Origin of the sequence: Serratia quinivorans, from assembly GCF_052113645.1 — a bacterium.
Lineage (GTDB): Bacteria > Pseudomonadota > Gammaproteobacteria > Enterobacterales > Enterobacteriaceae > Serratia > Serratia quinivorans_B.
In genome coordinates this window covers 210,224-222,746 of sequence record NZ_JBIEIU010000004.1, presented here as the reverse complement: position 1 = coordinate 222,746, position 12,523 = coordinate 210,224, and the positions used below count along the sequence as shown (strand labels likewise).

Sequence of the window (12,523 nt, the reverse complement as noted above, 5' to 3'; positions counted from 1 at the left end):
AAAACAGACTTAACTTTTATTTAGCGCCTTAAAAACGGCTCCAATTGTCACCGTCATCCTCAGCAACCGCTTTCACTTTCGGCACGGCAATAGCCTGCGGCTGAGGGCGTACCACGGCGGGTGTGGTGGTGGAGAGTTGGAAAACGCAGACGGTTTGATTCAAGTGATTGGCCTGATCTTCCAGCGCACCCGCGGCGGAAGCCGATTGTTCAACCAGTGCGGCGTTCTGCTGGGTCACCTTATCCATTTCGTTAACGGCCTGCGCAATTTGGGCAATTCCACGGCTCTGCTCTTCCGAGGCACTTGAAATCTCCTGCATGGTTTCCGTGACCTGGCCGATAGCGGTAACAATTTCCGTCATGGCTCCGCTCACGTTTTCCACCAAATCGTTGCCCTGGCTGACGCGCAGCACCGAGGTGTCAATCAGCGTTTTAATCTCTTTGGCCGCCTGAGCGCTGCGCTGTGCAAGGTTTCGAACCTCACCGGCGACCACGGCAAAGCCACGGCCTTGTTCACCGGCGCGAGCCGCTTCCACCGCTGCATTCAGGGCTAAAATGTTGGTTTGGAAGGCGATGCCGTCGATGACGCTGGTGATATCACCAATTTTACGTGAGCTCTCGGCGATATCGCTCATGGTAACGACCATTTTGCGAGTGATCTCACCGCCGTTGAGCGCACTTTGCGAAGCGCGTTTCACCAGAGAGGTCGCAGCACCGGCGCTCTCTGCGTTGTTTTTCACCGTAGCGGAGAGTTGCTCCATGCTGGCCGCCGTTTCTTCCAGCGAACTGGCCTGTTCTTCGGTGCGGCTGGAAAGGTCGTTGTTGCCTGCGGCAATTTCCTGCACGCCGGTATAAATGTTTTGCGTGCCGGCACGAACGGCGCTGACGGTATTAGCCAGCTCATTACGCATATTGACCAGACCCTGCATTAACCTGCCCATTTCGTTATTTCCGCTGGCATTAATTTCAATCGCCAAATTTCCGTGCGCAATTTCAGCCTGATAGTCGATGATCTGATTGATTTTGTTCAGTACATATTTCCTGATCCAAACCAGGACTGCTCCGGTCAGCAGAATAAAGATGAAAATAAACGTCAGCGATAAAGGCACCATTTGGCGATAGCTGGCCTGTGCCGCAGCGGCGGCGGGCGTAATAATATCGTTGGCGACGTAGGCAGAAGTATCGTCAAGCGCGGACATGAAAGACGTGGCCGAGCTATTGTGCATAATTGACTGGAAACGGTTGATGTCGCCATCTTCCAGGCTGATAATTAATTGCAGCAGATCGCCGCGTGCTTTTTCATACAGATTTTTGACGTTCTGGGTGCGATCGTTTTCACTCTGGTCAGACTGTGATAGTTGATAAAATTTTTCCATCAGTTTATCAACGTCAGCGAGGCGTCGGCGAAGTTCACCCAGGGAGTTTTTGGCATCACGACTTTGCGGTTGCGTCGTGAGCATCAGCGCATCTTTAAGCACTTCTTCGCGGATCTCGGTAACGGAAGCGTAAGCATTATCCATTGCCATGATTTGATTAAAACCGGAAGATATTTGCGTCAGGCGGTTATTGGTACCGGAGGCATCCAGCATGCTCCACACGCCGGAGAATATCTGAATAATACAAAATAGGGTCAAAATCCCCATTAACCCGTGGGAGATCTTTAATCGTTCAAACATAGTACAACCTGAAGTTTCAATGAGGAGCCAGTGCGGCAAATAACCCTTTTTTGCCGCGAGAAGTGCTGCTTGTTTTCGGCAGGTCAGGCTAAAACTTTAGCGATTAATGGGCGGGGGAATTTTGACATCGCTATTATCGGCGTTTTTTAACTTTCCATTTGTAATTGAAACATAAATACAACATGGTTTGAGCAGATGCCTATTATTCTAAAAAATAACAGGAAAGTAGCAGCGAGCCAAACAGGAAAAAAACACCTGAAGGCCTACCCCGGAGCCTATTTATTTCGTCGTCACTGTGATTAATCATGTTTCTATTTCGATGGTATTGCCAAGGGGGAATCGGTGTTGAATAGCCTGCCTTTAGATAAGGGGGGAAGGCGCGGATCCCCCGTCAACTAATCAGCGTCCTTGGGGGCACTCGGCGACCGCCCCAGTAACTGCTGCGCCAGCGATTCCGCGTGCTGGGCCACCTGTGGCAATCCCATCAGCTCACCGAAACGGCCTCGGGCGGCCGGGCCAACCACGTAGAGATGAGGGTTGCTCTGGCCCTGGTGATTAATCGTCCGGGAATGCGCATCGACCCAAATCCCCAGCGCCAGCGGATCGGGCAGGATAGTGCCGTCGGTGGCGAGTTGATTTAACAACGCATCGCCCTTGAGCAGCGCGCCGTGCGCCGGGCCGGTAGTGACAATCAGTTTATCCACCCGCAGGGTTGGCGTGGCATCGGTACCCCGTGCTTTCAATGTCAGGACGATCGTCCCGTTATCCAGCGAAACCTGCTTGAGGCTGGCGGCCAGCACTTTGAGGTTTCCATTCTGCTGCAAGTGGGACAATACCTCGCTGACCTGCGGTGCAATACGGTAACGGTGCACGTCCCACCATGGCCGCAGATGGCGCAGAAAGCGCCGCTGTTCTTTCAGCGACCACTGCTGCCAAATTTGCTGTCCGTTGAGTCGGATGTCATCCAGCACTCCTTGCCAGGGTTGGCCTTCTGCTGCGGCCTGCGCCACCTCCTGCCTGACCCGGCGTAGCCAACCACGGGCGCCGGCAGGTTGCGGACGCCGATAGTCAAGCTGACGGGCGGCATACTCACCGGTCAGGTTTGGCCGCGGAAGCTGACCGCGGCGCGAGAAAGCCAGGATCGGCCCACGGTGGCCCTGACGGTAAAGCGACGCCACCACGTCCGACATGGTCAAACCGGAACCGATAATCGCCACCCGCGCAGTGGGATTTACCCCGGCCAACGCGTCTGCCTGCCACGGGTTGGCTATCAACCCGGGGTGATCGTGCAGCACCTGCAGAAGCTGTTTCGGCACGGCAGGGGGAGGGTGGCTGATGGCCAGCACCACGTCGTCCGCGCGGTATTTATTCCCGGAAGCCGTCAGCACTTCCCCTTGAACCAGCGCCACCGCCTGGTCCTGAACATGGGTTACGCGGACTGCCGATGTTTCCAGCGCTGCGGCCAGCTTTTCGACGATATAGGCGGCGAACCTTCCCCGTTGCGGATAAAGGCTGCCATCCGTCCAGCGCGCTTTTTCATCCTGTTTGACGCTCGTGTCAGCACGCAGCCAGCGGTCGAAATCACCTTCTTCCGCGGCGGAAAGCTGCATCCGTGCGGCGGGGACGTTAATGCGGTGCGCCGGATCGACCGTGCCGTAAGCCACGCCCTGAGCCAATTGGGCGCGAGGCTCGATAATCGTCACCTTCAGCCCGGCGCCCCCCAGCCGAGCCAGATGAATAGCCAGCGCCGTACCGCTAAAACCGCCGCCAATGATGACAATCTGCCGATCAGCCATGACTCAGCACCGGCTGCTGTTGGCGTTCCAGCTCGCGAACCAGCGGGATCACTTCGCGGCCAAAGAACTCCACTTCTTCCTGGAAATGCAGGAAGCCCAGCAGCATCAGGTTCACGCCTGCCTGCTTCAGCGCGATAATCCGCTCCGCTATTTGCTGCGGCGTACCAATCAGGTTCGTTTTGAAACCATCGTTATATTGCACCAAATCCTCCAGCGTCGATTTCGCCCAGTTACCCTCACCCTCAGGGGAGGCGCTACCGGCATTTTTCACCTCAGACTGAAAGCCTTTCACCGCATCCGGATTAGCATGTTCCAGAATATCACGCAGTACGCTTTGCGCCTCTTGCTCTGTCTGACGGGCAATGACAAAGCCATTGACGCCGATTTTGACCTGGTGCCGGTTTTCGGCCGCCTTCAACTGGATATCTTCAACCTGCTGGCGGATGCCTTCCGGAGTGTTGCCGTTCGTGAAGTACCAGTCGGAAACGCGTGCCGCCATATCCCGCGCGGCTCTTGAGCTGCCCCCCTGGAAAATTTCCGGCTGCGGATCGAGCGGTTTCGGTTTCAACGAATAGTCGCGGAAGCGGTAAAAATCACCGGCAAAAGTGAAGCTGTCCTGCTGCCAGATGCCCTGCAGGCAGCGGATAAACTCCTCCGAACGCAGGTAGCGTTCCTCATGATCCAGCCAGGGTTCGCCAATCGCCTTAAATTCGCCCCGGAACCAACCGCTGACGATATTGACCGCAATACGGGCATTGGACAGGTGGCTGATGGTGGCGATCTGTTTGGCGGCCAGCGTCGGATTCCAGGGGCCAGGCAACAGGGCGGCGATCACCTTGAGTTTCTCGGTGGCGGCCAGCAAGTCCTGTGAAAAAGTCACCGACTCATGCTGATTATCGGCACCATAACCTGCGGTGAAGCGGATCTGCGTCAGGGCATAGTCAAACCCGGCGCGTTCGGCAATTTGCGCCAGTTTGCGGTTATAGTTTGCATCCCAGCCGGTGCGCTGAGGGATTTGGCTGATCACCAGGCCACCTGACACGTTAGGCACCCAGTAGGCGAACTTGATCGGTTCATTGCTCATGGTTTTCTCCTCAGTTTCACTTTTTCACCGGACGACGATCGCCACCGATGGTTTCTCCAAACGGCCCGGTGTTGACCGTGCGCTGACGTTTTCCTGCGTTGCTCGCCAGCGGCAGCAGGGGCATCACCAGTTCGGCAAACCGGTGCGCCTCTTCCAGATGCGGGTAACCCGAGAAAATAAAATTAGTGATCCCCAACGCCTGATATTCGCGGATGCGCTCGGCAACCTGCTGTGGATCACCGACCAGCGCAGTCCCCGCACCGCCGCGCACCAGTCCCACGCCTGCCCATAAGTTGGGCGCGATACGTAAACTCTCCTTCGAGCCGCCATGCAGTGCGCTCATGCGAGCCTGTCCGGTAGAGTCCATGCGCGAGAAAATTTTCTGTGCGGCGGCGATGGTCTCGTCGTCCAGATGGGCAATCAGTTTGTCGGCCGCAGCCCAGGCTTCCTCCTCTGTTTCCCGCACAATGACGTGCAGGCGAATGCCATAGTCCAGCGTGCGGCCACGCTCCTGCGCGCGCTGACGCACCACGGCAATTTTTTCCGCCACCTGCTCAACCGGCTCTCCCCAGGTGAGATAGGTGTCGATCTGGTTCGCCGCCACGTCCAGCGCTTCCTCAGACGAACCGCCAAAAAACAGCGGCGGCCCGTTCTCCTGCACCGGCGGGAACAGCACCTCCGCGCCTTCTACCCGCAGATAGTCCCCCTGAAAATCGACCTTTTCACCTTTCAGCAGACGGGAATAGACCTCCAGAAACTCACGCGTGACCCGATAACGTTCGGCATGGCTCAGGAAGATCCCATCGCCTTTGTTCTCTACCGGGTCGCCACCGGTGACCACGTTGATCAACAGACGGCCATCCGACAGGCGATCCAGCGTAGCGGCCATCCGCGCGGCCAGGCTCGGGGGTTGCAGTCCAGGGCGCACGGCGACCAGGTAGCGCAGACGTTTGGTGATGGGGGCCAGTGCGGCCGCGACCAGCCAGGAATCCTCGCAGCTTTTGCCGGTGGGGATCAGTACGCCGTAATAGCCGAGATTGTCTGCCGCCAGCGCGACCTGTTGTAAATAAGGCAGATCTACCGCTCTTCCGCCCTCGGTCGTGCCCAGATAACGGCCGTCACCGTGGGTCGGTAAAAACCAGAATACGTTGATGTTTTGCGCCTGTTGTTCGCTCATTATCCGTTTCCTATATAACGATATCTTAATTTATTCAATAGAATATCCAGACTTGGTTATAAACAACGTAGCAGGAAGCATGCCAACATCAGGAAGTCGTTTTTTTATTGGCTATTAGTGGGTTAGCGTTTTTTACTGTGAGGCGGTTTTGCTGCAAATGCAGCAGTGGCTGACGGCAACCTGTTGCATTTGCAGCAAAGCGGCGGTTGACCCCCTCGTCTTATCCCGCGCCTGCCGGTATGGTTTCTGTTCTGTTTCATGAAAGGTATCGACGATGCAAACCTCCGGCCCACACTTGATTGATCCCGCTTCTCTCGCCTTCCAGAGCGTTCTGGATCGGTTGGCTCCGACGGATGCCACGGTGCTCATCGTGGGGGAAACCGGCACGGGCAAGGAAGTGGTGGCCCGTTATCTGCATCACCACAGCCTGAGGCGTGATCGTCCCTTTCTGGCGGTGAACTGCGGGGCCTTGACCGAGAGCCTTGCCGAGTCCGAGCTGTTTGGGCATGAAAAGGGGGCCTTCACGGGGGCGGTGGAACGCCACCAGGGCTGGTTCGAGGCGGCAGAGGGCGGCACCTTGTTGCTGGACGAAATTGGTGAGTTAAGCCTGCCGCTGCAGGTGAAGTTGCTGCGCGTATTGCAGGAGCGGGAAGTGACCCGGGTGGGTTCCCATCGGTCGGTGAAAGTGAATGTCCGCGTGGTGGCCGCCACGCATGTGGATCTGGCGCATGCCATTCGCGAACGCCGGTTCCGCGAGGATCTGTACTACCGGCTGAATGTGGCGGCGGTTGCTTTGCCGCCCTTACGCCAGCGGCGGGAGGATATTCCGCTGTTGGCAGAACATTTTCTGACGCTGTACGCGCGGCGGCTAGGGCGACCTCAACTGCGTCTCAGTGAAGAGACGTTGGCCACCTTGATGGACTACCCGTGGCCGGGGAATGTCCGCGAGCTGGAGAACACCCTGCATAATGCGGTGCTGCTCAGCAAAGAGCCGCTGATTACGCCGCAGCAGTTGAGGCTGAGCGGCGGCCATGTCGGTTCACTGCCTCAGGGGGAGGATTCGCTGGATGTTTTCCTTCGCCAGCAGTTGGCGGGCAACGACAGCCCCCTCTACCAACGGGTGATCGACTCGCTGGTGCGCAATGCCTTTGAACTGAGCCAGGGCAACCAGTTGCAGGCTGCGGCGCTGCTGGGGATCAGCCGTAATACGCTGCGTACCCACCTGGGGCATCTTGGGTTAATCAAAGCCAGGCGAAGCGCCGGCGGCTCGGGGGGAAAATCAGACCGGGAGCCCGGCCGCCGTGAACGTGAGCTGCGCATTGGTTATCAGAAGTTTGGCAACCTGGGAATACTCAAGGCACGGCAGTCGCTGGAGGCGCGCCTGGTCGACAGCGGCGTGAGTGTGCTGTGGAGCGAGTTTCCTGCCGGGCCTCAGTTGCTGCATGCCCTGACCAACCGTGAAATCGATTTTGGCACCACCGGTGAGGTGCCTCCTTTATTTGCTCAGGCCGGCAACAGCCCGTTGCTGTACGTTGCCTGGGAACCTGCCGCCCCACAAAGCGTGGCGTTGCTGGTCGCCGATGACAGCCCGATCCTCACTCTGGCTGACCTGCGCGGCAAGCGGATAGCGGTCAATAAAGGCTCCAACGTGCATTATCTCCTGTTGCAACTGCTTGATGAAGCCGGGCTGACGCTGGAAGACGTGCGGGTGGTCTATGCCCCGCCCAAATACCCGCTAACCCCCAGCGACCATCATGCGGTGGATGCCTGGATGATGTGGGATCCGTTGCTGAGCGATGCCGAACAAAGCGGGCAGTTCAGGGTGATCGCCAATGGCGCAGGGCGGGTGAGCAACCACCAATTTTATCTCGCCCATCGTGATTTTGCCGGGCACTCTGCGGATTTACTGCATGGGCTGATGGCGGCGTTGGAACAAACCGGGCGCTATATTGATGACCATCGCGATGAAGCGGCGGCGCTGTTATCGGCTGAACTGGGGCAGGGCATAGCTTCGCTCACCCATGCTTTGGCGCGTCGTAGCCATCAGACTCGGCGGATGGATCTCAACATCATCCGTCAGCAGCAGGCGATAGCCGACCGTTTTTATGCCTTGGGATTGTTGCCCCGTGCGATTAAAGTTCGCGAGGCGGTATGGCAGTGAGGGGCTAATTTGCACTCCAGAGTAAGCACGGCGCAGGGCTGCTAACCCCGCGCCGTTTTCATTTAGCAAAGGTCACGCGCCAGAAGGTTAGTGGGCGGGTGCAGATTGATAATGATCTGCTTTTTCTCCGCGGTTTGGCGGTAATCGTTGAGCATGGCGCGAATATCGTCGTCGAGATAATTAACCCCTTCGCAATCGATAATCACCGTGCTGTTGTGCTCAATTTGCCCCAATAATTGCTTGAGGCGCATCTTGTTGAGGAACGTCAGGTTTTGCTGGCAGTGAAGCAGGTAATGATCGTCGTAGCGGGTCAGGCGCAGGGCGTGACGATTGCTTTGATACAGGCTCCACAGCAGTTGCGCCGCAAGGCCGATCGCAATTCCCGCCAACATGCCAAACGTCAGAATACCGCCGAGGGTCGCGGCAAAAGGGACGAACTGCTGCAGACCCTGACGCCACAGGGTGATAAAAATGCGGGGATGCGCCAGCTTGAAACCGGTGTAGATCAGGACTGCCGCCAGGCTGGCCAGCGGGATGCTATTCAGCATTTCGGCGAACAGCAACGCGCTGAGTAACAGCAGGACGCCGTGGAGCAGAATCGATACCCGGGTGCGTGCACCGGCCTGCACGTTGGCGGAGCTACGCACGATCACTGCGGTAATCGGCAGGCCGCCCAACAGCCCGCTGATCACGTTGCCTACCCCTTGGGCGCGCAGCTCCTTGTCGGAAGAGGGTTCCGGCATCATCGGCGCCATTTTTTTCAGTGCCTCTTGGCTGAGCAGCGTTTCCAGGCTGGCGACGATGGCAAGGGTAACGGCCACCAGATAAACCGCCGGGTTGCGCCACGCCTGCCAGTTCGGCAGGGACAATTGCGCCTGCAGGGCCTCCACGCTGGTCAGCGCGGGCAGCTCTATGCGCGGTAAGGCACCGGCGGCGGGCCAGATTTTTTGCCCGAGCCAGACAAACAGAACGCCCCACAGTACGGCGACCAGCGGGCCGGGCAGTGCGCTCAATCGCAGGCGCTGTTTGAGTGTGGAACTCCCCCAGAAGCCGATCAGCAGCAGAGCGCCCAGCGTCAATAACACCGCCGCCGGGGCGATATCCCCTTGCAGCTGCTCACCGGAAAATGTTTCGCTCAGGCCTTGCCCCGACGAGTAGCCCATCGCCAACGGCAGTTGTTGCAGGATCAGTAAAATACCGATGGCGGCCAGCATGCCGTGGATCACCGAACCGGGGATCAGCGCCGCCAGCTTGCCGCCACGCAGCAGGCCGAAGGCCAGTTGCAACGCGCCGGCCAGGATCAGGGCCAGCAAAAACGACGGGAAGTCGCCCAGCGTTGCCATGGCGCCGGTGACAATGGTCACCAACCCTGCGGCGGGGCCGCTGACCGAAAAGGGGGAAGGGCTGAGCAGGGTCACGACGATACCGCCGATCACGCCGGTCAGCAGCCCAACGAAGGGCGGTACGCCGCTGGCTTGCGCAATGCCCAGACTGAGTGGCAGAGCGACCAGAAACACCACCAGCCCGGCAGGCAGGTCAAAACGGAGATCGGCACGATTCATGTCACTCTCCCGTCAGCGTTACGCTGTTCCAGCACATTCAGAAAACCGGTGTGCATATCGTAAATGCAGCCGAACAGGGTCAATGCGGTATTGCGCCGCCAGGCCTTTTGAATTAACTGGGTTTTACTGAGGGCATGGAGCTGAAGTTGTACGTTGGTGTTTGCGGCTTTTTTCAGGTGGGAGGCTTCGTCGTGACTGGCCTCGCTGCCTGATGGCAAATGTTGTTCCAGGTTGTTGCGCAGGGTGTTGAGGCGACGGGTTAGTGAGTCCCTACCGGTGCTGTCACGGCTGCTGAGGGCGGACTGGATCCCGCCGCAGCCGTAATGCCCGCAAATCACTATCGCCTCTATGCCCAGTTGCTCGACTGCGTATTGCACCACGCTCATCAAATTATCATCCTGCTCTTCGACCATGTTGGCGATATTGCGGTGAACAAAGAGTTCGCCGGGTTGTGCCCGTACGATGGTTTCGGCGGGGACCCGGCTGTCGGAGCAGCCAATCCACAGAATATGCGGTTTCTGTGCCTGAGCCAGTTGCGGGAAGAAATCAGGATCGCGAGATTGTTGCTGAGTGGCCCAACTGCGGTTTTTAACCAGCAGATGATTAATGGATGTCATGAGGACTCCTTGGCTAAGGGGGTATTTAGCGGCGATACAGACAGACGCTGATATGCCGTCTGTCGTCGTTATCAATAACTCCAGCCCTAGGTTAGTCCAATTACCGTACCAATGATAAGCAGGGGTTGTGTAAAGTTTTCTATATTTACAATAAATCGGGCTGGCCATGCGCTAATTAAGTTTGCGGAAATGTAGTGGATTATTGGTATATTTCTGGTTTTTAATTCTGAGTTTTTGGTTTGTTTTGGAGTTTAATTAATATATTTATTGCTCAATATGATTTATCGTTCTTTTTGAAAAATGTCTTTTTACTTAATGCATTTCGTTGTTTAGTAACTAAATTATTTATCATATTGACCGACTAATTATTTCTGATTAATCGAAATTCGGTAGGATAATGCACATTAAATTACTGTGGTTAATAGCCTAAAGGCACTTCGAATATTAAGGAAATAACGCTTTATTGCACCTTTTTTGCTCGCAAATTGCCCGAGTCTGGTGCAGGTTTATACGTTTTTATCATAAGATTTACTTATAATTTATTGGAATCAGTGGATTAAAAATTGGCACGCTGGTTGCTCTATTGAATCCCATCTTGTGTACTAGATGGAATTCAGCCGATGACCCAGCCCGTTAATCTCCGCGGTTTCACCCTCAGTGAATGGCAGCACCATTACCACACCCGCCCGAGCGATGAGCGCATTGCCTGCGTGCGCACCACCCTGACGGCATTGATCGCCGATCTGCCGGCAGATGACAACGCCTGGCTGTATCTGGCTACTGACACACAGCGGGAGGTGCAGTACCAGAAGTTGGCGCAGCGGCTCGCAGCGGTTGCCGGCGACATCAGCCAATTACCGCTGTTTGGCGTGCCTTTTGCGGTTAAAGACAATATCGACGTCGGCGGTTGGCCGACCACCGCCGCCTGTCCGGAATTCGCCTATCAGGCCGCAGCGGATGCCAGCGTGGTGGCTAACCTGTGTGCCGCTGGTGCCATCGTGATCGGTAAAACCAATCTCGATCAGTTCGCTACCGGTTTGGTCGGCACCCGTTCTCCGCATGGCGCGGTGGTCAACAGTTTCGACAGCCGTTACGTCAGCGGCGGCTCCAGCTCCGGCTCGGCGTCGGTGGTGGCGCGCGGCCTGACGCCGTTTTCACTGGGCACCGACACCGCCGGTTCCGGACGCGTTCCGGCCGGGTTCAACAATATTGTCGGTCTGAAACCGACCAAAGGCTGGTTGTCGAACCGGGGTGTGGTCCCTGCATGTCGATTGAATGACACCGTGTCGGTATTTGCCCTGACGGTGGCGGACGCTGCGCTGGTGGCCGAGCTGGCCGGCGGCTATGACGCGGCCGACGCCTATTCCCGCATTCATCCCCGTACCGCCCCGGCGGATTTGCCCGCGGTGCCTCGTTTCGCGGTGCCTGCACAGCTCGAATTTTTCGGCGATGTTCAGGCCGAGCGGGCATTTAAACGAGCGCTGGCGCAGTTGAAAAACGCGGGCGTGACGCTGGAAACCCTCGATTTTACGCCGTTTCGCGTCCTGGCGGAGCAGCTCTATTACGGCCCCTGGGTGGCGGAACGCACCGTGGCGGTCGAAGCGATGCTGAGCGCCAACCCGCAGGCGATCAACCCGGTGGTGCGTGGCATTGTCAGTAACGGCCTGAAGTACAGCGCCTGCGATGCCTACAAGGCGGAATACCTGCGTGCCGAACTGTCGCGGCAGATTGAACAGCGCCTTGCGCCGTTCGATGCGCTGGTGGTACCGACCTCGCCGACGATCCGCACCCTGGCGGACATGGAACAAGAGCCGGTGCTGTTTAACTCGCAGTTCGGAACCTACACCAATTTCACCAACCTGGCCGATCTGAGCGCACTGGCGTTACCTGCGCCGATGCGTGACGACGGGCTGCCTGCCGGTATCACCCTGATTGCGCCCGCCTGGCACGATCGGGCGTTGTCGGCATTCGGCCTGCGCTGGCAGCAGGCTCAGGATCTGCCGCTGGGGGCGACCGGTCGCCCGTTGCCTGCTCCGCAATCTCTGACGCCATCGAACCAACACGTACGGGTGGCGGTGGTCGGTGCACACCTCAGCGATATGCCGCTGAATTTCCAGCTCACGCAGCGCGCGGCGACCCGTGTGGAACAAACCGCCACCGCACCCTGCTACCGCCTGTATGCCCTTGCCAACACTCAACCGCCAAAACCGGGGCTGGTCAAAGTCGCGCAGGGGGCCGCCATCAGCGTCGAGCTGTGGGATATCCCGCTGGCACGTTTCGGCGAGTTCGTGGCGGAGATCCCGGCACCCTTGGGTATTGGCACGCTGCTGCTGGCGGACGGGCGTCGGGTGAAAGGCTTTATCTGCGAACCCTCGGCGCTGCAGGGCGCTACGGACATCACTGAATTTGGTGGCTGGCGCCACTACATCGCCAGCCAGAAGGGGGCCTGAT

The 12,523-nt window shown here is 57.5% G+C and carries 8 protein-coding genes; 2 read left to right on the top strand and 6 right to left on the bottom strand.

Features of this window, described 5'->3' with window-relative positions; genetic code table 11:
• Positions 1-28: 28 nt before the first annotated feature.
• The 4 genes from ACGS9J_RS10225 to ssuD all read right to left on the bottom strand — a co-directional run bounded on the left by ACGS9J_RS10225 (position 29) and on the right by ssuD (position 5,732).
• Positions 29-1,675 (bottom strand): methyl-accepting chemotaxis protein, encoded by a 1,647-nt coding sequence (locus ACGS9J_RS10225; RefSeq protein ID WP_442230815.1) that lies wholly within the window; start codon positions 1,673-1,675, stop codon positions 29-31.
• A gap of 395 nt (positions 1,676-2,070) precedes the next feature.
• Positions 2,071-3,471: an FAD/NAD(P)-binding protein gene (locus ACGS9J_RS10220; RefSeq protein ID WP_442230814.1), complete on the bottom strand. Its 1,401-nt coding sequence runs from the start codon at positions 3,469-3,471 to the stop codon at positions 2,071-2,073.
• Positions 3,464-4,555: a dimethylsulfone monooxygenase SfnG gene (gene sfnG, locus ACGS9J_RS10215; RefSeq protein ID WP_442230813.1), complete on the bottom strand. Its 1,092-nt coding sequence runs from the start codon at positions 4,553-4,555 to the stop codon at positions 3,464-3,466. The genes ACGS9J_RS10220 and sfnG overlap by 8 nt, the downstream gene beginning before the upstream one ends.
• A gap of 16 nt (positions 4,556-4,571) precedes the next feature.
• Entirely contained in the window at positions 4,572-5,732 is a 1,161-nt protein-coding gene (gene ssuD / locus ACGS9J_RS10210) for an FMNH2-dependent alkanesulfonate monooxygenase (protein ID WP_442230812.1), read from the bottom strand.
• A gap of 274 nt (positions 5,733-6,006) precedes the next feature.
• Here ssuD and ACGS9J_RS10205 point away from each other — a divergent pair, with 274 nt between their 5' ends.
• Positions 6,007-7,893 (top strand): aliphatic sulfonate ABC transporter substrate-binding protein, encoded by a 1,887-nt coding sequence (locus ACGS9J_RS10205; protein ID WP_442230811.1) that lies wholly within the window; start codon positions 6,007-6,009, stop codon positions 7,891-7,893.
• A 62-nt stretch (positions 7,894-7,955) separates the two neighbouring features.
• On the opposite strand, the gene ACGS9J_RS10200 is transcribed toward ACGS9J_RS10205, so the two are convergent.
• Together ACGS9J_RS10200 and ACGS9J_RS10195 are read right to left on the bottom strand one after the other, a co-directional pair.
• A complete protein-coding gene (locus ACGS9J_RS10200; protein ID WP_442230810.1) occupies positions 7,956-9,455 on the bottom strand; it encodes a SulP family inorganic anion transporter in 1,500 nt (499 codons plus the stop codon).
• Positions 9,452-10,072 (bottom strand): carbonic anhydrase, encoded by a 621-nt coding sequence (locus ACGS9J_RS10195; RefSeq protein ID WP_442230809.1) that lies wholly within the window; start codon positions 10,070-10,072, stop codon positions 9,452-9,454. Before ACGS9J_RS10195 ends, ACGS9J_RS10200 begins: the two co-directional genes overlap by 4 nt.
• A 620-nt stretch (positions 10,073-10,692) precedes the next feature.
• On the opposite strand from ACGS9J_RS10195, the gene atzF reads away from it, so the two are divergent.
• Positions 10,693-12,522, top strand: coding sequence for an allophanate hydrolase (gene atzF / locus ACGS9J_RS10190; RefSeq protein WP_442230808.1), 1,830 nt, complete (start codon positions 10,693-10,695; stop codon positions 12,520-12,522).
• The last annotated feature ends 1 nt before the right edge of the window (position 12,523 follow it).

Coding starts and splice junctions, on each gene's coding strand:
- atzF (WP_442230808.1), top strand. CDS start 10,693: ATGACCCAGCCCGTTAATCTCCGCGGTTTCACCCTCAGTGAATGGCAG.
- sfnG (WP_442230813.1), bottom strand. CDS start 4,555: ATGAGCAATGAACCGATCAAGTTCGCCTACTGGGTGCCTAACGTGTCA.
- ACGS9J_RS10195 (WP_442230809.1), bottom strand. CDS start 10,072: ATGACATCCATTAATCATCTGCTGGTTAAAAACCGCAGTTGGGCCACT.
- ssuD (WP_442230812.1), bottom strand. CDS start 5,732: ATGAGCGAACAACAGGCGCAAAACATCAACGTATTCTGGTTTTTACCG.
- ACGS9J_RS10220 (WP_442230814.1), bottom strand. CDS start 3,471: ATGGCTGATCGGCAGATTGTCATCATTGGCGGCGGTTTTAGCGGTACG.
- ACGS9J_RS10225 (WP_442230815.1), bottom strand. CDS start 1,675: ATGTTTGAACGATTAAAGATCTCCCACGGGTTAATGGGGATTTTGACC.
- ACGS9J_RS10200 (WP_442230810.1), bottom strand. CDS start 9,455: ATGAATCGTGCCGATCTCCGTTTTGACCTGCCTGCCGGGCTGGTGGTG.
- ACGS9J_RS10205 (WP_442230811.1), top strand. CDS start 6,007: ATGCAAACCTCCGGCCCACACTTGATTGATCCCGCTTCTCTCGCCTTC.